Source organism: Lysobacter sp. HA35 (assembly GCF_054061195.1).
In genome coordinates this window covers 1142785-1166721 of sequence record NZ_JBSSDY010000001.1, presented here as the reverse complement: position 1 = coordinate 1166721, position 23937 = coordinate 1142785, and the positions used below count along the sequence as shown (strand labels likewise).

Annotated in this window: 22 protein-coding genes and 3 tRNA genes; 10 read left to right on the top strand and 15 right to left on the bottom strand. The window is 67.1% G+C overall.

Going from position 1 to position 23937, the window contains the following annotated elements:
• From ACVWZN_RS05735 to ACVWZN_RS05695, 9 genes are all read left to right on the top strand, one after another.
• Complete coding sequence (locus tag ACVWZN_RS05735) at positions 1-435, top strand: ExbD/TolR family protein (protein ID WP_027082094.1); 435 nt, start codon at positions 1-3, stop codon at positions 433-435.
• 68 nt (positions 436-503) lie between these two features.
• Complete coding sequence (msbA, locus tag ACVWZN_RS05730) at positions 504-2180, top strand: lipid A export permease/ATP-binding protein MsbA (protein ID WP_456954720.1); 1677 nt, start codon at positions 504-506, stop codon at positions 2178-2180.
• Complete coding sequence (lpxK, locus tag ACVWZN_RS05725; RefSeq protein ID WP_456952980.1) at positions 2180-3178, top strand: tetraacyldisaccharide 4'-kinase; 999 nt, start codon at positions 2180-2182, stop codon at positions 3176-3178. Before msbA ends, lpxK begins: the two co-directional genes overlap by 1 nt.
• Positions 3175-3942, top strand: coding sequence for a 3-deoxy-manno-octulosonate cytidylyltransferase (kdsB, locus tag ACVWZN_RS05720; protein WP_456952979.1), 768 nt, complete (start codon positions 3175-3177; stop codon positions 3940-3942). Before lpxK ends, kdsB begins: the two co-directional genes overlap by 4 nt.
• Positions 3943-4076: 134 nt before the next feature.
• The gene (gene uvrC, locus ACVWZN_RS05715) at positions 4077-5954 is read left to right on the top strand and encodes an excinuclease ABC subunit UvrC (RefSeq protein WP_456952978.1); all 1878 of its coding nucleotides are present in this window, start codon (positions 4077-4079) and stop codon (positions 5952-5954) included.
• Positions 5955-5957: 3 nt separating this feature from the next.
• Positions 5958-6533: a CDP-diacylglycerol--glycerol-3-phosphate 3-phosphatidyltransferase gene (gene pgsA / locus ACVWZN_RS05710; RefSeq protein ID WP_027082099.1), complete on the top strand. Its 576-nt coding sequence runs from the start codon at positions 5958-5960 to the stop codon at positions 6531-6533.
• Between the two features lie 67 nt (positions 6534-6600).
• Positions 6601-6676, top strand: a tRNA-Gly gene (locus ACVWZN_RS05705).
• Between the two features lie 100 nt (positions 6677-6776).
• A tRNA-Cys gene (locus tag ACVWZN_RS05700) sits at positions 6777-6850 on the top strand.
• A gap of 72 nt (positions 6851-6922) precedes the next feature.
• Positions 6923-7006: transfer RNA gene (locus ACVWZN_RS05695), tRNA-Leu, on the top strand.
• Between the two features lie 158 nt (positions 7007-7164).
• Here ACVWZN_RS05695 and ACVWZN_RS05690 read toward each other — a convergent pair.
• The 5 genes from ACVWZN_RS05690 to hemN form a co-directional block, all read right to left on the bottom strand.
• The gene (locus tag ACVWZN_RS05690) at positions 7165-8211 is read right to left on the bottom strand and encodes an MBL fold metallo-hydrolase (protein WP_456952977.1); all 1047 of its coding nucleotides are present in this window, start codon (positions 8209-8211) and stop codon (positions 7165-7167) included.
• A 204-nt stretch (positions 8212-8415) separates the two neighbouring features.
• Positions 8416-11232 (bottom strand): PAS domain-containing hybrid sensor histidine kinase/response regulator, encoded by a 2817-nt coding sequence (locus ACVWZN_RS05685; RefSeq protein ID WP_456952976.1) that lies wholly within the window; start codon positions 11230-11232, stop codon positions 8416-8418.
• Positions 11233-11364: 132 nt separating this feature from the next.
• A complete protein-coding gene (locus ACVWZN_RS05680) occupies positions 11365-12165 on the bottom strand; it encodes a dioxygenase family protein (protein WP_456952975.1) in 801 nt (266 codons plus the stop codon).
• A 110-nt stretch (positions 12166-12275) separates the two neighbouring features.
• On the bottom strand, positions 12276-12656 hold the full coding sequence (locus ACVWZN_RS05675) for a hypothetical protein (RefSeq protein WP_456952974.1): 381 nt from the start codon (positions 12654-12656) through the stop codon (positions 12276-12278).
• Positions 12657-12801: 145 nt separating this feature from the next.
• Complete coding sequence (hemN, locus tag ACVWZN_RS05670; RefSeq protein WP_456952973.1) at positions 12802-14202, bottom strand: oxygen-independent coproporphyrinogen III oxidase; 1401 nt, start codon at positions 14200-14202, stop codon at positions 12802-12804.
• Between the two features lie 152 nt (positions 14203-14354).
• On the opposite strand from hemN, the gene ACVWZN_RS05665 reads away from it, so the two are divergent.
• A complete protein-coding gene (locus ACVWZN_RS05665; RefSeq protein WP_456952972.1) occupies positions 14355-15116 on the top strand; it encodes a helix-turn-helix domain-containing protein in 762 nt (253 codons plus the stop codon).
• Here ACVWZN_RS05665 and ACVWZN_RS05660 read toward each other — a convergent pair whose 3' ends face one another.
• From ACVWZN_RS05660 to ccoN, 10 genes are read right to left on the bottom strand one after another with little or no spacing between them, the layout of a single operon-like run.
• Positions 15117-15842 carry a sulfite exporter TauE/SafE family protein gene (locus tag ACVWZN_RS05660; protein WP_456952971.1) on the bottom strand — a complete coding sequence of 242 codons (726 nt, stop codon included), beginning with the start codon at positions 15840-15842 and terminating at the stop codon, positions 15117-15119. It lies immediately after the preceding gene.
• 1 nt (position 15843) lies between these two features.
• Positions 15844-15996, bottom strand: a complete 153-nt coding sequence (gene ccoS, locus ACVWZN_RS05655) for a cbb3-type cytochrome oxidase assembly protein CcoS (protein ID WP_456952970.1) — start codon at positions 15994-15996, stop codon at positions 15844-15846.
• Entirely contained in the window at positions 15993-18374 is a 2382-nt protein-coding gene (locus ACVWZN_RS05650) for a heavy metal translocating P-type ATPase (protein ID WP_456952969.1), read from the bottom strand. Before ACVWZN_RS05650 ends, ccoS begins: the two co-directional genes overlap by 4 nt.
• A gap of 7 nt (positions 18375-18381) precedes the next feature.
• Positions 18382-18882 (bottom strand): FixH family protein, encoded by a 501-nt coding sequence (locus ACVWZN_RS05645; protein WP_456952968.1) that lies wholly within the window; start codon positions 18880-18882, stop codon positions 18382-18384.
• Positions 18882-20426, bottom strand: coding sequence for a 4Fe-4S dicluster domain-containing protein (locus ACVWZN_RS05640; RefSeq protein ID WP_456952967.1), 1545 nt, complete (start codon positions 20424-20426; stop codon positions 18882-18884). Before ACVWZN_RS05640 ends, ACVWZN_RS05645 begins: the two co-directional genes overlap by 1 nt.
• The gene (locus ACVWZN_RS05635; RefSeq protein ID WP_456952966.1) at positions 20426-20719 is read right to left on the bottom strand and encodes a hypothetical protein; all 294 of its coding nucleotides are present in this window, start codon (positions 20717-20719) and stop codon (positions 20426-20428) included. The genes ACVWZN_RS05640 and ACVWZN_RS05635 overlap by 1 nt, the downstream gene beginning before the upstream one ends.
• A 5-nt stretch (positions 20720-20724) precedes the next feature.
• On the bottom strand, positions 20725-21651 hold the full coding sequence (gene ccoP, locus ACVWZN_RS05630) for a cytochrome-c oxidase, cbb3-type subunit III (RefSeq protein ID WP_456952965.1): 927 nt from the start codon (positions 21649-21651) through the stop codon (positions 20725-20727).
• Positions 21648-21788: a cbb3-type cytochrome c oxidase subunit 3 gene (locus tag ACVWZN_RS05625; RefSeq protein WP_081671952.1), complete on the bottom strand. Its 141-nt coding sequence runs from the start codon at positions 21786-21788 to the stop codon at positions 21648-21650. The genes ccoP and ACVWZN_RS05625 overlap by 4 nt, the downstream gene beginning before the upstream one ends.
• A gap of 3 nt (positions 21789-21791) precedes the next feature.
• Positions 21792-22409, bottom strand: a complete 618-nt coding sequence (ccoO, locus tag ACVWZN_RS05620) for a cytochrome-c oxidase, cbb3-type subunit II (RefSeq protein WP_027082111.1) — start codon at positions 22407-22409, stop codon at positions 21792-21794.
• A gap of 8 nt (positions 22410-22417) precedes the next feature.
• Complete coding sequence (gene ccoN / locus ACVWZN_RS05615) at positions 22418-23893, bottom strand: cytochrome-c oxidase, cbb3-type subunit I (RefSeq protein WP_456952964.1); 1476 nt, start codon at positions 23891-23893, stop codon at positions 22418-22420.
• Positions 23894-23937: the final 44 nt, after the last annotated feature.

The window sequence follows — 23937 nt, the reverse complement described above, 5'->3', positions numbered from 1 at the left end:
GTGCGCATCGGCGGTCATCGTCCGGTCGACGAACCGGAGATCAACCTGGTTCCGCTGATCGACGTCATCCTGACGCTGGTCATCTTCTTCGTCGTCACCGCGACCTTCGAAGGCCGCTCCGCGCTGAAGCTCGAGCTGCCGAAGGCGAGCGGCGAAAGTGCACAGGCACGCGACCCGCTGGTCGTGCTGGTAAACGCGCAGGGCCGCTATTTCGTCGCCGATCGTGAAGTGCTTCGCGACGACGCCGCATCGCTCAAGGCGTCGATCAGCGAACTCGGCGGCAGCGATCGCGAGCGGCCGGTGATGCTTCGCGCCGACGCGCGCACCCCGTACCAGGCCGTGATCACCGCGCAGGAAGCACTCGGCCAGCTCGGTTACCGCCACATCCTGCTTGCGGTCGCGACCCCGACCGAGAAGAAGGCGGCGTCGAAGTGAGCGAACACACGTCGGCGTGGCCGACCTACAAACGGCTGCAGCAGTTCGGCAAGCCGTATCGCTCGCTGATGGTGGTCGGCTTCATCGCAATGGCGCTCGAGGCCGCGGCGGGCGGCCAGTTCACGCGCCTGATGCAGCCGATCATCGACCGCAACTTCGTCCATCGCGCCGCGAGTTTCGACTGGACGCTGCCGTTGCTCATCGTCGGCCTGTTCGTGGGGCGCGGCATCGCCGGCTACATCACCGACATGGCGATGGCGCGCGCCGGCCGCAGCATCGCGCGCGACCTGCGCGTTCGAGTTCTCTCCAAGTACCTGCGTCTGCCGGGGCTGCGTTTCGACAGCGAACCGGTGCCTTCGATGCTCACGCGCCTCGGTTCCGACAGCGACCAGGTCGCGCTCGCGGCCGTCGACGCGATGAAGGTGATGCTGCAGCAGTCGTTCCAGGTCATCGCGATGCTTGCGGTGATGCTGTGGGCGAGCTGGAAGGTGACGCTCGCGGTGCTCGTGCTCGCGCCACCGCTGGGCTGGGTGATGGACAAGGTCGGTCGTCGCTACCGGCGCATCGGCCACCGCATCCAGGAAAGCGGCGCGCAGCTGTTGCAGCTCGCGGACCAGTCGCTGGGTAACCATCAGGAAGTGAAGGTCTACGGCGCACAAGGCGTCGAAACCGCGCGTTATCAGTCGCAGGCCGACAGCTACCTCAAGCTGTCGCTGAAGGTCGAGTCCACGCGCAGCATCTCGTCGGCGATGGTGCAGCTGATGGGGGCAATTGGTCTGGCCGCGCTGCTCGTGCTCGCCGGCCATGAAGCGGCGGCCGGTCATCTCACGGCGGGCGGTTTCGTCGCGCTGATGATGTCGATGATGGCGATCATTCCGGCTATCAAACAGCTCACCAACGTGCAGGGCATGCTCCAGCGCGGCGTCGCATCCGCCGATCGTCTGTTCGACGTGCTCGACATGCCGGACGAAGTCGACAGCGGCACGGTTCCGATCGAACGCGCGCGTGGCGAACTCGAGTTCCGTAGCGTCGTCGCCCGGTATCCCGAACAGGCGGAGCCCGCGCTGTCCGATGTCAGCTTCGTCGCGCGTCCCGGCACGGTCACCGCGATCGTGGGGCGTTCCGGCAGCGGCAAGTCCACGCTGATCAAGCTCATCCCGCGCTTCTACGACGTGGAATCGGGCGAAATCCTGCTCGACGGTCGCCCGGTCAGTGACTACCGCCTCGCCGACCTGCGTCGACAGATCGCGCTGGTCGGGCAGCAGGTGATGCTGTTCGACGGTTCCGTCGCCGCGAACGTCGCGTACGGCGAACTCGGCGAGACGACGCCTGACCGGTTGCGCGCCGCAATCGAAGGCGCGAACGCGGCGGAGTTCATCGATCGCATGCCGCAGAACGCGGACACGTCGATTGGCGTGCGCGGTGGGCGTCTCTCCGGCGGCCAGCGCCAGCGCCTCGCGATTGCGCGCGCCATGCTGAAGGACGCACCCATCCTCATCCTTGACGAAGCGACGGCAGCGCTCGACACCGAGTCCGAGCGCCTGGTGCAGGACGCGCTCGAACGCCTGATGCCCGACCGCACCACGCTGGTCATCGCGCATCGCCTGTCGACCATCGAACACGCCGACCAGGTGCTGGTGCTCGACCAGGGCCGCATCGTCGAGCGCGGCACGCATGCCGAACTGCTCGCGCATGGCGGCCTGTACGCGCACCTGCACCGGATGCAGTTCCGCGAGGCCGGCTGATGGCGGCCACGCCGCGGCACTGGTACGGCGGTACGCGGGTGCCGCTCGTGGCGCGTTTCATCGAGCCGCTGTATGCCTTCGTGACCCGCATGCGCACGTCGCTATACGCACGCCGCATCCTGCGATCGCGACATCCCGGAGTTCCGGTGATCGTCGTCGGCAACATTACGGCGGGCGGCACGGGCAAGACGCCGCTCACCATCGCACTGGTCGAAAGGCTGCGTGATGCCGGTTGGACGCCGGGCGTCGCCACGCGCGGTTACGGGCGCGAGGGCTCGACGCCGCTATGGATCGAAAACACGACGCCGGCGCATCAGTCAGGCGATGAGCCGCTGCTGATCGCACAACGCACGGGCGCACAGGTGCGCGTCGACCGCGATCGCGCTCGCGCTGCAAAAGCGCTTGCGGAAGCCGGTTGCGACATCGTGGTCTGCGACGATGGTCTGCAGCATTACCGCCTCGCGCGCGACATCGAGGTCGAAGTGATCGACGGCTCGCGGCGCTACGGCAATGAACGTTTGCTCCCTGCCGGTCCGCTGCGTGAGCCCGCGCTGCGCGCGCACCGCTGCGACTTCCGTGTCGTCAACCTCGGCGACGCCGGACAGCTCGACAGCGGATTCGGTGAGTGGCCAATGCGCCTCGCGATCCACGACGCCGCGCCGATGCACGGACGTCGCGCGCGTCCGCTCGCGACATTCGCCGGCCAGCGCGTGCATGCGGTCGCGGGCGTCGGCGATCCCTCGCGCTTCTTCAACATGCTCAAGGGCCGCGGCATCGCTGTCGTCCCGCATGCGTTTCCCGACCATCACGCGTACCGCGCCGCCGACCTCGCGTTCAACAGCCCGCTGCCGGTGCTGATGACCGAAAAGGACGCAGTGAAGTGCGCAGCGTTCGCGCCCGAGGACAGCTACGCCGTGCCGATCGCGGCCGAGCTTCCCGAAGCGTTCTGGACCGCGCTGCTCGACCGCGTCGACCGACTTCGAAGGACATCCGCATGACTGATTTCGTCGTCGCCATTCCCGCGCGTTACGCCGCCTCGCGTCTACCCGGCAAACCGCTCCGTCTGCTCGGTGGTGACCCGCTCGTGCTGCATGTCGCGCGTCGCGCGTTGGACGCCGGCGCACGCGGCGTGTGGGTGGCGACCGACGACGACCGCATCGCGCAGGCACTGGCATCGACGGGCGTCTCGGTCGCGATGACATCGGCCGACCACGCGTCGGGCACCGATCGTCTGGCGGAATGCGCGCGCATCGCCGGCTGGAGCGACGACACGATCGTGGTGAACCTGCAGGGCGATGAGCCCTTCGCACCCGTCGCCGGCATTCGATCGGTAGCCGGCTTGCTCGAAACTTCGTCCGCACCGATGGCGACGCTCGCTGCCGTGATGGACGACGTGGACCAGTTGCTCGATCCGAACGCGGTGAAGGTCGTCGCCGCCGCCACCGGCCATGCGCTCTACTTCAGTCGTGCGCCAATCCCGTGGCCGCGCGACGCATTCGCACGCTCCCGCGACGCACTGCCCGCGGTCGGCCCGTGGCTGCGCCATATCGGCATCTACGCCTACCGCGCGGGCTTCCTGCAGACATTCGCATCGATGCCGCCGGGCCGCCTCGAGGCCATCGAATCGCTGGAACAGCTGCGCGTGATGGAGGCCGGGCATCGCATCGCCGTCGCGGTCACACCGGAGCCGTTCCCGCCGGGCGTCGACACGCCGGACGACCTCGAGCGCGCGGAACGCCACCTTGCGTCACGCGCGGGCTGAACGCGTTACCTCGCTGTGCGGGCCCGCGTTCTCACCCGCTGCGCTTGCCTGCCGGATAATCAGCCCCATCTCGCGCTGATGCCGATTTCCCGCATGACCCGACGCAATGCGCGCAGGGTAGGGGCCGCAGGACGATGAAGCCGTCCGCTCCCGCCTTCGACGCCAAGGACTTCGTCCGCCATCTGAGCACCGCGCCGGGCGTGTACCGGATGATCGCGGCGGACGATGCCGTGCTCTATGTCGGCAAGGCGAGCGCGCTGAAGAATCGCGTCTCGAGCTACTTCAACAACACGCCGAAGTCGCCGCGCATCGCGTCGATGGTGTCGCAGATCGCGCGCATCGAAGTGACCGCGACGCGAACCGAAGCGGAAGCGCTGATCCTCGAGAACGAGCTGATCAAGTCGCTGAAGCCGCGATACAACGTGCTGCTGCGCGACGACAAGAGCTATCCGTACGTGCTGCTGACGGGCGAGGAATATCCGCGTATCGCCGTGCATCGCGGGCCGCGCGCGCTGCAGGGCAAGTACTTTGGGCCGTACGCGAGTGTCGGTGCGGTACGCGAAACGCTCAACCTGATGCACAAGCTGTTCAAGCTGCGCAGCTGCGAGGACACCGTCTTCCGCAATCGCTCGCGGCCCTGCCTGCAGTTCCAGATCGGGCGTTGCAGCGCGCCCTGCGTGCAACTGATTTCTAATGACGACTACGCGCAGAGCGTGCGTCGTGCGTCGATGATGCTGGAAGGTCGCAGCGACGAGCTCACCAACGAGCTCGCGCGCGGCATGGAACAGGCGAGCGCGAACCTCGATTTCGAGGAAGCTGCGCGCCTGCGAGATCTCGTGTCGTCGATCCGCACGCTGCAGGCGCGCCAGTACGTCGACGGCCGTGCGGCCGATCTCGACGTGCTCGCCATTTCGATGCAGGGCGCCAACGCCTGCGTCGTGCTGATGGCATTTCGCGATGGTCGCAACCTCGGCACGCGCGCGTTCTTCCCGAAGACGAACGGCAGCGACCAGTGCGACGAAGTGCTCGGTGCGTTCGTGTCGCAGCACTACGTCGACAAGACGCCGCCGCGCGAGATCGTGATCGACCGCGACATCCCCGATCGCGAACTGCTGGAACAGGCGCTGTCGATGGCCGGCGAACGCAAGGTGCAGATTCGCTGCAGCGTACGCGGCGAACGCGCCGGTTATGTCGATATCGCGCGTCGCAATGCGCAGATGGCGCTCGCATCGGAGATGACCAGCGCCGCAGCGCAGCGTGCACGTGTCGAATCGCTGCGCGACCTGCTCGGCATGGCCGACGTGCCGCACCGCATCGAATGCTTCGACATCTCGCACACGATGGGCGAGGCGACCGTCGCGTCCTGCGTCGTATTCGATGCGGAAGGCGCGGTGCGTTCGCAGTACCGGCGCTACAACATCACTGGTATTACGCCGGGCGATGACTACGCCGCGATGCACCAGGCGATCCATCGTCGCTTCCGTCGCTCGATGGAAGCGCGCGACGTCGAAATCCAGACGACTGCGCAGGCCGCAGCTGCCGTACTGCCGGACGTCTTGCTGATCGACGGTGGCGCGGGGCAGGTCGCGCAGGCGAAAGCAGTGCTCGACGAACTTGGCGTCACCGGTGTTCAGATCGTCGGCGTCGCAAAGGGTCCGGAGCGTCGGCCCGGCGACGAAGACCTGCTGCTGCCCGACGGCCGTGCTGTTCATCCGGGCGCACAGTCGCCGGCGTTGCAACTCGTTCAGCAGGTGCGTGACGAAGCGCACCGTTTTGCGATCACGGGGCACCGCGGAAAGCGGCAGAAAGCACGCACGACCAGCCGTCTGGAGGATATTCCGGGTATCGGTCCACGCCGCCGCGCCGCGCTTCTCAAGCACTTCGGCGGGTTGGGTGGACTGAAGGCGGCGGGCGTCGAGGAAATCGCGCGCGTCGAGGGCGTGAACGAGGCCCTCGCGCAGCGGATCTATGACACCCTGCACGGGCTGGCGCCGTCGGACGGCGCGGAGTAGGGCATGCGCATCACCGTTCCGACCATCCTTACCCTCATCCGGATCGTGCTGATCCCGGTGCTCGTGGTCGTGTTCTACCTGCCGTATCCGTGGACGAATTTCGCCGCGGCCGCGGTGTTCGCGATTGCGTCGATCACCGACTGGCTCGACGGCTGGATCGCGCGCGCATACAACCAGTATTCCGCGTTCGGCGCGTTCCTCGATCCGGTGGCGGACAAGCTGATGGTCGCCGTCGCGTTGCTGCTGATCGTGCAGGTGCATCCGACGAAATGGATGGCGCTGTGGGCCGCGGTGATCATCGGCCGCGAGATTGCGGTGTCCGCGCTGCGCGAGTGGATGGCCGAGCTTGGCCAGCGCGCGAAGGTGAAGGTCGCGGCGATCGGCAAGCTGAAGACGATCGTGCAGATGGTCGCGCTCGAGTGCCTCCTGTATCAGGCGAAATTCCTCGGCCTGCCGATCTTCTCGATCGGCGAATGGCTGCTCGCCGCTGCGGCGCTTCTCACACTGTGGTCAGGTTGGGCGTACCTGCGCGCGGCGTGGCCCGTGCTGACCAAGGACGTGCATACGCGCGCGGCATAACCGCGTTCATGTCGTGCTTCAGGTGTTGACACGGCCGGCTGCACCCGTAAAATGCGCAGCCTGTTCCGCGGGAATAGCTCAGTTGGTAGAGCACGACCTTGCCAAGGTCGGGGTCGAGGGTTCGAGTCCCTTTTCCCGCTCCAGATTCATCGGAGCCAGAGCATCGGAACCGTTTGACCAGACCCCGCTCGCGGGGTCTTGTCTTTTCAGGGGCACGCTTCGATAGTGCGCCTGACGCCTCCCGGCCGGGTGGCAGAGTGGTTATGCAGCGGACTGCAAATCCGCGTACGCCGGTTCAATTCCGACCTCGGCCTCCAGATCAGAACCCCGCAGCGATGCGGGGTTTTGTTTTTCCGGCGAGGCTCGCGACGGTCGTAAGCTATGCACGTGCCCGGATGGCGAAACCGGTAGACGCAGGGGACTTAAAATCCCCCGACCATGTCGTGCGGGTTCGAGTCCCGCTCCGGGCACCAGATATCGCGCTGTGTGCGGATCGTCGTCGAGGTTGATCGGCAGTCGTTTCGGCGCGCAATCACTTCGACGTGCTTTCGTCGTTATCCGACGTCGCAACGACGGCACGCGACGCGAACGAACTGAAGGCGCAAACGCACGACGCCAGATGAGCGTCTGATCAGCGCGTCGACTCCAGCGGATGCAGTTCCGCTCCAGCCACGTCCGACACCGTGCGCCACCACGGCGCACCAGGATGCGGGGCGTCGAGTTGAATGCGCTCGCCGAAAGCAGGCGTCGTCAGTGGGATGCCGCGCGCGTGCGCGAGCGCGGTGACGCGTTCGAAGGGCTCGTACCAGGCGTGCATCGACAGGTCGAACGTGCCGTTGTGGATGGGCAGCAGCCACGCGCCGCGCAGATCCTCGTGTGCCTGCACGGTTTCCTCCGGTTGCATGTGCACGCCCGGCCAGTTCTCGTTGTATGCGCCAATCTCCATGCAGGTGACGTCGAACGGGCCGAAGCGTTCGCCGATGGTGCGGAAGCCGCTGAAGTAGCCGCTGTCGCCGCTGAAGAACAGGCGGAAGTCGCCGTCCTCGATCACCCACGAACACCACAGCGTGGTGTTGCGATCGCTCAGCGAGCGCCCGGAGAAGTGCTGCGCCGGCGTCGCAGTGATCCGCAGGTCGTCGATGTCAGCACCTTGCCACCAGTCGAACTGCTGGATCTGCGCGGCGGGCACGCCCCAGCGCGCGAGTCGATCACCGACGCCGAGCGGCATGTAGAAGCGCGCACCGGCTTTCGCGAGCTTGCGAACCGCGGCGCGATCGAGATGATCGTAGTGATCGTGCGACAGCAGCACGCCGTGGATTGGCGGCAGGTCGGAGATCGCGATCGGGGGCTCGTGGAAGCGTCGCGGGCCGGCCCATTGCACAGGGGAGGCGCGCTTAGCGAAGACCGGGTCGGTCAGCCACCAGCGTCCGCGAAGCTTGATCAGCAGCGTGGAATGGCCGAGCCGATACAGGCTTCGATCAGGCGTGGCGTCGAGCTCGGCGCGGGACAGCGTTTGCACTGGAATCGGGGCTGCGGGGACGGTGTTCTTCGGCTTGTTGAAGAAGAAGTCCCACATGACGTTGCGATCGGTCGCGGGCGCGTGTCGTTCGGGATCGTGATTGCGGAAGCGACCGTCCGTGCGTTGCGCGGCGGGCGGGATGCGATTGGTGTTCGACATACGGGACATCCGTCCGAGTAAGCGGCTTTAGCGGTCGCGCTCATGCGCGGCGCGGCAAGCTCGACCTTTTCGACGTGGGGACGCACGGATCGAACGCAATGGCCCGTTCGTTTGCAGACGGAATCGAGTCAGCGACGGGGAACCGGGCAGGGCGCAGCGGATGCTTCCGACGCGATCCGCTGATCGAAGACCGAAACGTCGCCGCTAGACCCGCCGCCTCGCCGACTCCGCACCCACCTGCGACAACACCTCGAGCAGCCGCACGTTGTCCAGCGGCTTCACAAGGTGGTAATTGAGACCGGCGTTGCGCGACGCGTCGTAATCCTGCGGCTGCCCGTAACCCGACAGCGCCGCCAGCACGCCCGTTTCATCGCCAAGGCGCGCACGGATTTGTCGCGCGAGGTCGTAGCCGGTGATATCGGGCAGACCGATGTCGAGGAACGCCACGTCCGGCGGTTCGTCGACGATGCCGCCGAGCGCATCGAGCGCACGGTGGAAGACGCGCACGCGGTGGCCGAGCGCCTGCAGCAGCGTCTGCAGCGTCTGCGCCGCATCCACGTTGTCGTCGACCACCACGACATCGAGCACCGGCGTGTAGTCATGCGTGGGTTCGACGTCCTGCACGTGGCCCGACGCGGGCGCATCGACCAGCGGCAGGCTGACAGCGAAGGTCGCGCCCTGGTTGCGGCCCGCGCTTTCCGCCGTGATCACACCGCCATGCAGCGATACCAGGCTTCGCACGAGCGCGAGCCCGATGCCCAAGCCGCCCTGGGTGCGATCCGGCGAGCGCTCGGCCTGCGTGAACAACTCGAAGATCTGCGGCAGAAGGTCGGGGTCGATGCCTTGGCCGCTGTCGCGCACGCGTACCGTGACGCCGGTGCCGGCAACTTCCGCATCGAGATTGAGTTCGCCGCCTTCGGGCGTGTACTTAGCGGCGTTATTAAGCAGGTTGGTGAGGATCTGCGTCAGCCGCGTACGGTCGCCGTGTACCCACAACGCGCCGACCGGAAGCCGCGTGCGCAAGGCATGGCGTCGCGCGTCGATCAGCGGCCGAACCTGCTCGATCGCGCTGCCGATGACGTCCTTCAGGTTCACCGTTTCCATTTCGAGATGGACGAGGCCGCGCGTTACGCGCGAGACGTCGAGCAGGTCGTCGACCAGCTCGGTCATGTGACGCACCTGGCGCGTGATCACTTCGCCGGCGGCGCGCACGCGCGACGGGTCGGAGGTGAGCATCAGCAGTTGCGACGCCGTGCTGATCGGCGCGAGCGGGTTGCGCAGTTCATGCGCAAGCATCGCGAGGAACTCGTCCTTGCGGCGGTCGGCTTCGCGCAGCGCACGCTCGCTGCGTTCCAGCGCGTTCTGCGCGAGGCGTTGTTCGTGGATGTCGGTGCACGTGCCGAGCCAGCGGATGATCGTGCCGCTCTCGTCGCGCACCGGCACCGCGCGCCCGAGCACCCAGCGGTATTCGCCCGAGTGATGGCGCAGCCGGTACTGGATCTCGAAATCCTCGCCGGTGGCGAGGCTGTGTTTCCAGCGCGTCCACGCAAGCGGTTGGTCGTCGGGATGGAAGACGCGCGTCCACTTGTCGCCGTCGGTGTCGCCCTCGTTCGTGCCGGTGTACTCGTACCACTGGCGATTGAAGTAGTCGTTGCTGCCGTCCGGAAGCGCCGACCACACCATCTGCGGCATCGCGTTGGTGATGGTGCGGAAGCGCGCTTCGCTGGCGCGCAGTTCCGTCTCGGCGCGCACGCGGTCGCTGATGTCGGTCTGCGCGACGACCGCGCCGTTGAGTTCGCCGTTCTCGAGATGGATCGGCATGGCTTGCAGCAGCAGGGTGCGACGTGGCAGGCCGCCGAACGGCTGGATTTCGACGACGTCGCCACGCACCACTTCGCCGCGCAGTGCGCGGGCGAGCGCCCAGTCCTCGGGCTGCAACGGTTGGCCTTGCCGCTCCGAGCCATCCGCCCACCAGCCTTGCCACACGCCGTACTCCTCGATGCCGGATGACATCGGGTGCATACCCCAGATCTCGCGGTTCGCGGCGTTGACGCGCATCAACGCGCCATTGGGATCGGCAAGGACTACGCCGGACGGCAGCGATTCGATGACCGCGTCCAGACGACGGCGCTCGGTCTGCGCATCGCGCTCGGCTGCGGCCTGTTCGGTGATGTCGCTGCCCTGGATGAAGATGCCATCGATGCGGCCGACGTCGTCGACGATGGGCTGGAACACGAAGTCGACGATGCGTTCTTCGAGCTCGCCGTTCGCGCGCCGGATCAGCCCGACCGGAATGCGGCGGCCGATGTAGGGCACGCCGGTATCGAAGACTTCGGTGAGCTGATCGACAAACTTCTGGTCGAGTTCCGGCAACGCTTGGCGCAGGGGCAGGCCAATGATGTTGTCGCGCCCGACGAACTCGAAATACGCGGGGTTCGCGATCTCGTAGACGTGCTGCCGGCCACGTGTCACCGCGAACAGGCCGGGCGCCTGCTGGAACATCGAACGAAGGCGCTGCATCTGCGCGTCGCGCGTCTTCTCGGCGGTGACGCTGGCCGTAGTCTCCGTGCACGCGCAGTACATGCCGGCGACGTCGCCCTGTTCGTCGACAACCGGCGAATACGAGAAGGTGAACCAGGTCAGCTCGTCGTAGCCGCGCCGCCGCATGAGCAGCGGCAGGTTCTCCATGTAGACGGCTTCGCCGCCCATCGCGCGCTCAGCGAGCGGGCCGATGTCCTGCCAGATCTCGGACCAGATGTCCTGGAACGGGCGGCCGATCGCGTCCGGATGCTTGGTGCCGAGGATCTCCGCGTACGGATCGTTGTAGAGGAAGCCCAGCGACGGCCCCCACGCGACGAACATCGGAAACTTCGAATGCAGCATCAGGCTGACGACGCTGCGCAGCGACTGTGGCCACTGCTCCGGTGGCCCGAGCGGCGACTGACTCCAGTCGTGCGCGCGCAGTAATGCCGCGACTTCGCCGGGCGCGTCGAGAAAGCGCAGGTTCGAGCCTGGATGCATGGAATGGCCGTGCGGGTGGAGCCCCGCCGGATTATGCCGAGCGGTCGTGATGCCGAATGTCACGACGGCGTGTACGCGAGGGTGGCGCCGGCTGTTGTCACGCGTGGGATGCGCGTGACTCGTCGGGTGTTTTCAGGCGTGCGCGTCGGTCTCGGACGGCAGCCCGAACCCGAACGAATCCATGGACAGCGTTCCGTAGGTCATGCCGCCTTCGACGAGGTCGCGGCGGTCGCTGGCGTCGCTTGCACCGATCGCGACCAGCAGCGGCAGGTAGTGCTCCTCGGTCGGGTGCGCACGGGCGGCATGCGGTGCGCGTTCGCGGTAGTGCACGAGCGCGTCGGCATCGCCACGCGTGACCGCATCCGCCACCCAGTCGGCGAACTGCTGGGCGTATTCCGGGTCGTCGATGTGCTGGCGGAACTCGTAGAGGTTGTGCGTGAGGCTGCCGGAGCCGACGACCAGCACGCCGTCGTTGCGCAATGGCGCGAGCGCCGCACCGAGCTTCAATGCCCCGGCCGCGTCGATGTCCTGCGGCAGCGATACCTGCAGCACCGGCACGTCCGCCGTCGGCTTGAGGTAACGCAGCGGCACCCACGCACCGTGGTCGAGCCCGCGTCGCGCGTCGATCGCGGCGTCGAAGCCTGCGGCCTGCAGCATCTGTACGACGCGCGATGCGAGTTCAGGCGTGCCATGTGCCGGGTACTGCAGCGCGTACAGCTGAGGCGGGAAGCCGCCGAAATCGTGGATGGTTTCCAGCGCAGGCGCACCGGTGACGCGCACGCCACGTGTCTGCCAGTGCGGAGACACGACGACGATCGCGCTCAGCGAGGGCAGGCCCGCGCCGATGCGTTGCAAATTGGGGCCGAGCAGGCCGGGCTCGACGGCGAACATCGGCGAGCCGTGGGAAACAAACAGGGAAGGGGCGCGGGACATGGCGGCTCCAGTAGGCGTAAATCCTGCAATCGGCCTGATCGTTGGACGATTCGTGCCGACTCGGCCCGCGTCGACACGGCGATGGCAGTCGGAGGCTACGCCACCTCCGTTTACGGAACGTTCGCGACTGTCCCGGTCAACCAGGCGACCGCCGCATCGCGATCTTCGAAGCGCGCAAATTCCAGCTTCGCGACGGTGGCCGCGAGCGTCGCGGGCTCGGCCTGTGCCGAAGTGATGCCGACCATCGCGATCCGCCGGCCAACGAAGAACGGGTGCGTGATCATCGTCGCCATGTAGTCGGCGCGATGTTCGTTTTCGACGTCCGCGGCGATGTTCGTATCGAGAAAGTTGATGAGCACGGGCGCGGCCGGCAACGCCCTGCTGTAAGCGTCGGACATCGCGGCCAGGCCATCCAGACGGTCGCGGTAGCCGACGCGCCCGAGGTACCGGATTTCGAGATATCCGGGCCTGCGACTGATTTCATGCGCCACGTGTTTCCTCCGCGCGAGTCGCGAGCCGTTGAGATAGTAGGGGTGGAGTGGCGGCTGTCAAAGGCCGCTGCACGACCGACGCGGCGCTCGACGCCACGGCGAATGGCAGGACGCAGTGCGACAGCTGCGCCGCCGTCGTGACACGTCAGATCGACCGCGAAAAACTCGGTCGTACGACGTCGGCCTTGGTGTCGAGGTAGGCGTCGAAGCACATGGCGATATTGCGCAGCAGGAGTCGGCCGCGCTGGGTGGCGACGATGCGCTCGCCGTCGCGCCGCACCAAGCCGTCCGACTCCAGCGGCGCGAGGCGTTCGAGGCAAGGGCCGAAGTAATCGTCGAAGTCGATGCCGTAGCGACGCTCAAGCGCATCCGTCGGGATTTCGCCGCTGCACATCAGCGCCTGGATGAGGTCGGCGCGTAGGTGGTCGTCTTCCGACAGGTGCAGGCCGCGGAACACGGGCAGGCGGCCTTCGTCGAGCGCGGCTTCCCAGCTCGGCAGGTCGCGCGGGTTCTGGCTGAACACGTCGCCGATATGGCTGATCGCACTCACGCCGACGCCGACCAGATCACTGTCGGCATGCGTCGTGTAGCCCATGAAATTGCGGTGTAGGCCGCCGCGCGCCTGCGCACGCGCGAGGTCGTCGTCGGGCAGCGCGAAGTGGTCCATGCCGATGTAGAGGTAGCCGCCCAGCGTGAGGCGCTGGATCGCCATCATCAGCAGCGAGAGCTTGGCGTCGGCCGATGGCAGGTCGGATTCGTGGATGCGCCGCTGTGCGCGGAACAGCTCCGGCAGGTGCGCGTAGCTGTAGACCGCGAGCCGATCGGGGCGTATCGCGAGCACATCGTCGAGCGTCTGCGAGAAACCCTCGGGCGTCTGCTTGGGCAGCCCGTAGATCAGGTCGATGTTGACCGAGCGGAAGCCGTGCGCACGGCAGGCGTCGACCACCGCACGCGTCTCGTCGACACCTTGCGCGCGATTCACGGCCAGCTGCACGTCGGGGTCGAAATCCTGCACGCCGAGGCTCGCTCGATTGAAGCCGATGTGTGCGAGTTCGCGGATGTCGTCGGGCGTGACGAAGCGCGGGTCGAGTTCGATCGAGATGTCGCGATCGGCGGAGTTCGAGAAACGGAAGGCGCGACGGATCGCGTCGACGCAGTCGCGCAGTTGCGACGGCGACAGGAAGTTCGGCGTGCCGCCGCCGAAGTGCAGCTGGATCAGCTCGCGGTCGGCGTCGAACTGTGGCGCGATCATCGATATCTCGCGGTATAGATGCGCGAGGTACGCGTCGCCACGCGCCTTGTCGCGCGTCACCACGCGATTGCAGCCGCAGTAGAAGCACGGGTTGCTGCAGAACGGCACGTGGACGTAGACCGACAGCCGCCGCGGAATCGGGTCGCCGTTGCTGGCGGCGATGGCGGCGCGCAGGTCGGCGTCACCGAAATGCTCGCGGAAATGCGGTGCGGTCGGGTACGAGGTGTAGCGCGGGCCCGGGCGGTTGTAGCGCTCGAGCAGGCCGCGGTCGATCGGGGCATCGTTCATCGCCATGCGGGAGACGATAGGGACGCGCGCTCGCGGCGACTTGATCCGGATCAACCGTGAACGGCTAAGCGGGTATGCGAAGTTTCCCCAAAGGGCAACGCCCGACGTCGTGGCCACCCGCTAAGCTGTCACTTGTTTGGATTGCGGATCGCCGCGACATGGCAGCACCGGCCATCGACGTCGTCACCCTTCGCCACGATTGCGCGCACTGCTCGCTGCAGCAGTTGTGCCTGCCGGCCGGCATCGGGCGCGAGGGTCTGGAAGAACTCGAACAGATCGTGCGTCGCAAGCGCCCGGTCGAGGCCGGCGAACGCCTGTTCCGACAGGGTGATCGCATGGGCGCCGTCTTCGTCGCGCGCGACGGCGCATTCAAGACGGTGGTGGTGAGCGAGGACGGCGAGGAGCGCGTTCTGGGCTTCCATCTTCCCGGCGAGTTGATCGGGCTGGATGCGTTGGGTACCGGCCACCATCGCTGCGAAGCGGTGGCGCTGACGCTCGCGAACGTCTGCGAAGTGCCGTTCGAAGAACTGGGCGACGTCGCATCGCACGTGCCCGCGCTGCATCGCCAGTTGATGCGCATCATCGGCCAGAGCGTCGGGCGCGATCAGGACCATCTCGAAATCCTGTCGCGGCGCCAGGCGAACGAACGCATCGCGCTGTTCCTGCACGGGCTGATCGAGCGCCTGCGCACGATCGGCGAGCCCACGGAACGGGTGCGCCTGCCCATGAGCCGCGAGGACATCGCGCGCTTCCTCGGCCTCGCGTTGGAGACGGTGAGTCGCGGGTTCACGCGTTTGCAGGAGGACGGCGTGATCGCCGTGCATGGCCGCAAGGTCGAGATCCTCGACGCCGCGGAACTCGAACGCCTCGCGCACGGCGAAGGTGCGCCCGTCGATCCGCGCGCACGCCAGCGCGCCTGATCAGGCGCCGGAAACGCAGCCCAGCGCAGCGAGTGGGCCGTGCAGTCGCGGCATCGACGCGACCAGCCAGGGCGCCGTGATCGTCAGTACGCCGGCCGTTGCAACGAGTAGACCCGCGACTTCCCGCAGCCGGCTGCGAAGCAGGCGTCGACCCAGCTGCTGACCGGACCACGTCAGCGGCAACATCACCGGCAGCGTGCCGAGGCCGAACGCGGCCATTGTCGCCGCGCCGCCGACGGCGCTCGCCTGCAGCCACGCCGCCGCCAGCAATGGCGTGCTGAGTCCGCAGGGCAACCAGCCCCAGAGCGCGCCGAGCGCGAGGCGTCGGCCGGTCGTCGTGGCTGGGAGCAGTCGTCGTTGCAGCGGCTTGAGCAGGCGCCACACGCCGCTGCCGAGCGTGGAATAGGGCGACGTCGATCCGCTGCCGCGCCACAGGCGCAGGCCAACGATCAGCAGCACCAAACCGGTGCCGACGCGCAGTGCGATGCGTAGCGTCGGCATCGACGCGACGCCGACGATCGCATGGCCGAGCCCGCCGGCGATCGCGCCCGCCATTGCATAGCCGAGTACGCGGCCGAGGTTCGGTTCGACGACGTAGCGCCAGCCTGCGCGCGGCGCCATCGCCGGGAATCCTGTTGCGATGCCGCCGCACATCACTGCGCAATGCCCGCTGCCGACGAGTCCCGTCAGCAGTGCGGATGCGAGCGTGAGCCAGGCGATGTCCATGTCAGTCGGGCTTGGGGGGCTCGTCGCGCAGGATGTCGATCGCGGGCGTGTCGAGGTCGTCGAACTGGCCGCGCTTCACCGCCCAGCAGAACGCAGCGACCGCGACGCCCAGCAGCATCAGGCTCAGCGGAATGAGCAGCAGCAGGATGGTCATGCGCGCCTCCGGGCGAGTCGCAATGCGTTGAGCGTGACCGCGAGCGACGACAGGCTCATGCCGAGCGCGGCGAGCCACGGCGCCACGTGCCCGGTCACCGCGGCGGGCAGCGCGAGCACGTTGTAGGCGAGCGCCCAGCCGAGGTTCTGCCGCACCACGCTGCGCGTGCGGCGCGCGAGTGCGACGGCCTGCGCGAGGCGCGACAGTGAGCGGCCGGTCAGCACGAAATCCGCGGCACGCTGCGCGAGTGCAGCGCCGGTGCCGATCGCGATCGAGACATCCGCACCCGCGAGCACTGGGGCATCGTTCAGGCCGTCGCCGACCATCGCGACGACGCGGCCTTCGCGTTGCAGGTCACGTGCGAAGGCGAGCTTGGCTTCCGGCGTTTGGCGTGCGCGTGCACTGTCGATCGACAGGCGCGCTGCGACGGCGTCCACGCGTTCGCGCGCGTCGCCGCTGGCGAGGTGTACGCGCAGGCCCTGGTCGCGCAATGCGTTGATGGCGGAAGACGCATCGTCGCGTAGCGATTCGTCGACCTCGAAGCGCGCGATCGCGATATGCCCGTCGCCGAGCCACAGCGCGCCGTCGTCCGCGCGACCTGCGGCGAAGTCCGCACGACCGATGCGCCATGCGCGGCCGTCGACCATGCCTTCAAGGCCATTGGCGGCGACCACGCGCACGTCGGTCGCGCCGGGTGTATCGATATCGGCGAACGCGGCGGCGAGCGGATGCGTCGAGCCGCTTTCCAGCGCGGCAGCGATGCGAAGCGCGGTCGATTCGTCGACGTTGAATGCCTCGACGCGAACGCGTTGCGCGCCGCCGTCGGTGAGCGTGCCGGTCTTGTCGAACACGATGTCGTTGGCGCGCGCGAGGCGATCGAGCGCGTCGGGTCGAGTCGCCAGCAGCCCGATGCGCGCGAGGCCGCCATGTGCCGCGGCGAGCGCCGCTGGAATCGACAGCGACAACGCGCACGGGCAGGAGATCGCCAGCACCGCGAGCGTCACCTCGAGCGCCCGCGACGGGTCGTGCATGCGCCACGCGACGAACGTCCCAGCCGCGACGACGAGCATCGCCACGACGAACACGCCCGCGATGCGATCGGCCACGTGCGCGAGCCGAGGGCGATGCGCCTGCGCCTGTTCCACCAGTCGCGTGAGTTCGGATAGCCGCGTGTCCGCGCCGACGCGCGTCACGAGCACACGCGCCGGTCGATCGCGACACAGCGTGCCGGCGTAGATCACGTCACCGGACCGATGTGCGACCGGGTGCGGTTCGCCCGTGAGCAGCGCTTCCTCGAAGCGCGCGTCGGCGTCGATCAACGTGCCGTCGGCGGGCGTGGGTTCGCCAGCGGCGATGCAGGCGACGTTGCCGACCTGCAGCGCGCTCACCGGAATCGTCTCGCGCGTGCCGTCGGCCAGCTCCCGCGTCGCGAGCACCGGGCATGCGCGTGCGAGCGCATCCACCTGTGCGTTCGCCGCGGCGCGCGCGCGCTCTTCCAGCGTACGTGCGACGAGCAGCAGGAAGACGAACATCACCGCGGCGTCGTACCAGACGTGCGGGCCACCGCGCAGGGTTTCGACCACGCTCGCGATGTACGCCAGCAGCGTCGACGTCGCGACCAGCACGTCCATGCCGAGCCGACGATGACGGATCTCGCGCCATGCGCCTTCGAGGAACGGCCAGCCCGCGTAGAACACGACCGGCGTCGACACGAGGAAGGTGATCCAGCGCAGGAAGTCGCGCGTCGCGATCGGCATGGTGCCGGACGTGTCGAGGTACAGCGCCTCGCCGAACATCATCGCCTGCATCGCGCCGAGGCCCGCCAGGCCGATGCGCAGCAGCGAGCGGTTGCGCGCGCGCCGGCGTGCGTCTTCGTCGACGATGCCACCGGCGAGGTAGGGCCGATAGCCGAGTAGCGCGAGGCGACGCAGCGGCGCGGACAGCGCCGTAAGCGCCGGGTCCCACGTCAGGCGGATACGTCCGGTGACCGCGTTGGCGCCAACGTCGCGAACGCCGGGTTCGTTCGACAGCGCGCGATCGATCAGCCATGCGCATGCGGCGCAGCGCATGCCGTCGGTGAGCACCGTGATTTCGCGCAGGCAGTCGACCTCGCGCACATGGCCGGCCACGACGTCGTCGCGATCCCACACAGTGAAGTCCGCGGGTTCGGTGCCGACGCGCGATGCACGTTCGCTGCGCAGCCGGTAGTAGTCGTCGAGGTTGGCGTCGCGGATCCATTGCGCAGCGGCCGCGCAGCCGTCGCAACAGAAGGCGCGCGTGGCGTCGTCCAGCCGAACGTAGGCGGGCGTGTCCGGCAGCGGCTCACCGCAATGCCAGCAGCCGGTGGCCGCGGTCGGTTCGACCGGGGCGACGCGCATGTCCACGTCAGTCGTTGCCCGTCAGTGCGGGAGCGAGCAGCACGGCCTTTTGGCCCTTCGGCAGGCGTCCGCCGATACGCCAGCGACCATCGAGCGGCTCGAGTCGCACGTTCCATTCGCGCGATGCATCGACGTCGTGCGGCAATTGCCAGCCGTCGGGCGACGGCGCCAGCGTCATCGTTTCGTCGCCGGACGAATGCGCGGGATGCAACAGGCGCAGCGTGAGCGGCGCACGTCGATCGAAATCACCGTTGACCGGGATGACCTGCACGGCACCGGCGCCGACGCGCACCACGGCGCTCAATCGATGCTGCTGCGCGTACGCATCCGGCCCTAGATCGGCGACCTGCATCTGCGCGGTGCGGTCGACCTTGTCGACGATCGCGTCGTCCGAATCGCGGTTGGCGATGACCACCAGCCCGATGCCGAACACCATCGACACCAGCGGCAGGCCGATCACCAGCCACATCACCGGGTTCGTCCACTTCGAGGGTTCGTGCTCGTCCATCACATGGGTCCGAAGAAGCTACTGTCGACGGTGTCGCGAACGCTGCCGTCGGTCGACTCGACGATGAAGCGCAGGCCGCGGCGGCCTTTGGCGTCGCGCGGCCCGTGTACGATCACTTCGACCGGTACGACGGTTTGCGCGGGCACCGCGATCGCAGCCGGAATACCGCGGATTTCCAAACCCGTCGGCGCACCATCGAGGCGAACGCGATAAAGCTGCGCGGCATCGGTCTTGTTCGCGAGCTTGAGCGTGTAGCCGTTGTCGATGCCGTCGGCGACCGGGCGATACAGCGCATTGCGATCGCGCATGGCTTCGACGGTGAGCGGCGCGCGATGCGTGACACCCCAGGCCCAGCCAAGGCTCAGCGTGAGCAGCAATGCGCCGTAGACGAACACGCGTGGGCGCAGGACGCGGCTGCGGCGCCCGTCGATCGCGTTCTGCGTGGTGTAGCGGATCAGCCCCTTCGGATAGCCGACCTTCGCCATCACGTCGTTGCAGGCGTCGATGCATGCGCCGCAGGCGATGCATTCGTATTGCAGGCCGTTGCGGATGTCGATGCCGGTGGGGCAGACCTGCACGCAGATCGTGCAATCGATGCAATCGCCGAGGTCGTCAGGCGCGAACTTTGGCAGAGGTTCGGCGACGACGCCGGCGCCAGCAAAGGTGATCGTGCCGCCCGCGCCGGTCGCCGCGGCTGCCGCGGTCGGATGCTGTGCGGCGCGAAAGACGTAGTCGTAGGCGAGCGCCTTTTCGAGCAGCCCGCGTGCGCGTTCCAGCGCGCTCGGCAGGCCACGCCTGCGCGGGCCGCGTGGCTCGCCGCGCATCGGGTCGTACGCGATCAGCAGCGTATTGCGGTCGAACATCGCGCTCTGGAAGCGCGCATACGGGCACATGTACTTGCAAACCTGCTCGCGCAGGAAGCCCGCGTTGCCCCATGTCGCGACGGCATAGAACAGCACCCAGAACGTTTCCCAGCCGCCCCATGCGAACGGATGCAGGCGCGCCGTGAGATCGGTGATCGGGGTGAAGAAGCCGACGAAGGTGAAGCCGGTCCACAGCGCGAACGTCGCCCACAGGATGTGCTTGGCGGACTTGCGCAGGATCTTCTCGCGCGTCCACGGGCCGGCGTCGAGCTTCATGCGCTTGGCGCGATCGCCTTCGGTCCAGCGCTCCATCCACAGGAACGTTTCGGTCCACACCGTCTGCGGGCACGCGTAGCCGCACCAGAGGCGGCCGGCGAGGGCGGTGAAGAAGAACATCGCGAGCGCAGCGACGATCAGCAGCAGCGCCAGGAACAGGAAGTCCTGCGGCCAGAAGGTCAGCGCGAACACATGGAACTTGCGCGCGGGCAGGTCGAACAGCACTGCCTGCCGGCCATCCCACCGCAGCCACGGAAACACGTAGAACATGCCGAGCAGCCATGCGACGGCGATGACGCGCAGTCTCGCCAGCGGCCCGGACACCGAGCGCGGATATACCTTGCGTTCGGTGACGTAGAGGCCTGACGGCTCGTCGAGCATTTCAAGCGGAATCGAACGGCTCATCACACGTCGTCGGGCAGCGGGCGGTTGAAGCGGCTCGCCGGCCTCAGCAGGATCCAGGTGAACAGGCTCGACGCGGACGTCGCCAGCCAGAAGGTGAAGAAGCCGAGCGTGTAGCCGAACTCGCGCGTCATCGGCATCTGCGGAAACGTCATGTCGTGTAGCGCGAGCGGGTCGACGTAGGCGAAGAACACCATCGTCGCGACGCCGGCAGCAAAGAAGCTCGGCCACAGGATGGCGCCGATGCGCTGCGCCATCGGACGGGGCGGGTGGTCGAATGCGGGCGAGATGCTCATGCGCGTTACTTCGCCGCGACCTGCACCGGCGGGTGCGAGAGCGACCACACGTACGCCGCGACCAGCCGCGCACGCGTGTCACCCAGCAGCTCGCGATGCGCGGGCATCACGCCGTGGCGGCCGTTGGTGATCGTCGCGACGATCTGCGCGGGCTCGCCACCGTAGAGCCAGTAGTCGTCGGTGAGGTCGGGCGCGCCCATCTCCTTGTTGCCCTTGCCATTCGGGCCGTGGCAGGCAACGCAGACGCCGTCGTACAGCGTCTTGCCTTGCGCGGCCATGTAGTTGTTCTGCAGGCCGTTCGGATCCGACAGCGACTGCACGTAGCTCGCGACGTAATCGACCGCGTTCGGCCCGCCCATGCCGGTCAGCACCTTGCCCCAAGGCGGCATCACGCCGTCGCGGCCGTTGAGGACGGTTTCGAGTACGCGATCGGGCGTGCCGCCCCAGTGCCAGATGTCGTCGGTGAGATTCGGGTAGCCGATCGCGCCGCGCGCGGACGAGCCGTGGCAACCCGAGCACGTGTTGGCGAAGATCGAATGGCCGATCGACACCGCGTGCGGATCACGTGCGATCACGTCGATCGGCTTGCCGGCAAAGCCCGCGAACGCCTCGTTGAGCTTGGCGTCCTCGGATGACTTCTGCAGTTCGTGCTCCCGCTGCGACGACCAGCCGCTGTAACCCTTCAGCGCGCCAAGTCCGCCGTACCAGAAGACGTAGCCGATCGAGAACACGATCGTGATGTAGAAGAGGTTGATCCACCACCGCGGCAGCGGCTTGTTGTACTCGGTGAGATCGTCATCCCAGATGTGGCTGGTATCGGTCGGCTTGGGGTCGCCGGGGCGACGACGCGACGTCCACCACAGCAGCCACACGCAGCCGACGATGTTCAGCGCGACGAGTGCGATCACGTACCACGACCAGCTGGCGCTCATCGCGGAGTCTCCTCGAAATCGATCAGCGGCAGACGCGCGGCAGCGTCGAACTCACGCTTGCGTGCGGGCCGCCACGCCCATATCCAGCCGCCGATGAACAGCACCAGCAGGATGGCGGTAACGATGCCTGCAACCATGGCTCAGCCTCCCCTCGGTGCGTTCTTGCCCAACCCCTGCAGGTATGCGACCACGGCGTCCATTTCGGTCTTACCGGACACCGCCTGTGCAGCGCTCGCGATGTCGGCATCGGTGTACGGATCACCGATCGAGCGCAGCGCTTTCATGTGCGCGGTGATGTCGTCGCCGTCGACATTGTTCGCCTCGAGCCACGGGAACGCCGGCATGTTCGATTCGGGGACGACGTCGCGCGGATTGTTGAGGTGCACGCGATGCCAGTCGTCGGAATAACGACCACCGACGCGCGCAAGATCCGGACCCGTCCGCTTCGAACCCCACTGGAACGGGTGGTCGTAGACGGACTCACCGGCGAGCGAGTAATGGCCGTAGCGCTCGGTCTCGAAGCGCAGCGTACGCACCATCTGCGAATGGCAGTTGTAGCAACCCTCGCGGATGTAGACGTCGCGGCCGGCGAGCTGCAATGCGGGGTAGGGTTTGACGCCGGGCAGCGGCTTGATCGCCTCGGCCTGGTGCATCAGCGGGACGATCTCGGCGAGTCCGCCGAACGACACGACCACCGCGATCAGCATCGCCATCAGGCCGACGTTCTTCTCGACCTTCTCGTGTGCATGGTTGCTCATGGGAATCCTCAGGCGCTCGCCGGCTGCAGCAGTGGCAGGGCGGCAGCCTCACGGCCGACCGCCAGCGTCTTCAGCACGTTCCAGGCCATCAGGAACATGCCGCTGAGCACCAGCAAGCCGCCGCCGAGGCGGATCAGGTAGTAGGGATAGGTCGCGTTGAGCGCTTCGACGAAGCTGTAGGTGAGCGTTCCGTCGGGATTGGTCGCGCGCCACATCAGGCCCTGCGTCAGGCCGGCGATCCACATGGCGACGATGTAGAACACGACACCGACGGTGTGCAGCCAGAAGTGCGTGTCGATCGCGCGCGTCGAATACATCTTCTCGGCGCCGACCAGCTTCGGCAGCATCGCGTAGATGGAGCCGACGCTGATCATCGCCACCCAGCCGAGTGCGCCGGCATGCACGTGGCCGATCGTCCAGTCGGTGTAATGCGAGAGCGAGTTGACCGTCTTGATCGACATCATCGGCCCTTCGAACGTGCTCATCATGTAGAAACTGAGCGAGACGATGAGGAACTTGAGGATCGGGTCCGTGCGCAACTTATGCCACACACCCGACAACGTCATGATGCCGTTGATGGCGCCGCCCCATGACGGCGCGAGCAGGATCAGCGAGAACACCATGCCGAGGCTCTGCGCCCAGTCCGGCAGCGCGGTGTACTGCAGATGGTGCGGGCCGGCCCACATGTACACCGCGATCAGCGCCCAGAAGTGCACGATCGACAGTCGATACGAATAGATCGGGCGCTGTGCCTGCTTCGGAACGAAGTAGTACATCATCCCGAGGAAGCCGGCAGTCAGGAAGAAGCCCACCGCGTTGTGGCCGTACCACCACTGCACCATCGCATCGACAGTGCCGCTGTACACGCTGTACGACTTGAACGCGCCGGCCGGAATCGCGATGTTGTTGACGATGTGCAGCAGCGCGACGGCAATGATGAAGCTGCCGTAGAACCAGTTCGCGACGTAGATGTGAGGCGTCTTGCGCTTGGTGATCGTGCCGAAGAACAGCACGCCGTACGCGATCCACACAATGGCGATCAGGATGTCGATCGGCCACTCCAGCTCGGCGTATTCCTTGCCCTGCGTCAGTCCCATCGGCAGCGTGATTGCCGCCGACACGATGACGATCTGCCAGCCCCAGAACACGAAGGCGGCGAGCCTGTCGGAAATCAGCCGGACGCCGCAGGTGCGCTGCACCACGTGCAGGCTGGTCGCCATGAGCGCCGAGCCGCCGAACGCGAAGATCACCGCGTTCGTATGCAGCGGACGCAGGCGACCGTAGCTGAGCCACGGAATGCCGTGGCCGATATCGGGCCAGTACAGCTGCGCGGCGATGAACGCACCGACGGCCATGCCGACGATGCCCCACAGCACGGTGGCCAGCGAAAACTGGACGACCACACGGTCGTTGTAGCCCGACGCCGAAGGTGGGCGGGTTGCGCGCGTCGCAGCCGACGCGGACAGGGCAGCGGGATCAGCCATGGCGGGGCCTTCCGGGAAGGGAATCGCGACTCATGGCGCGAATT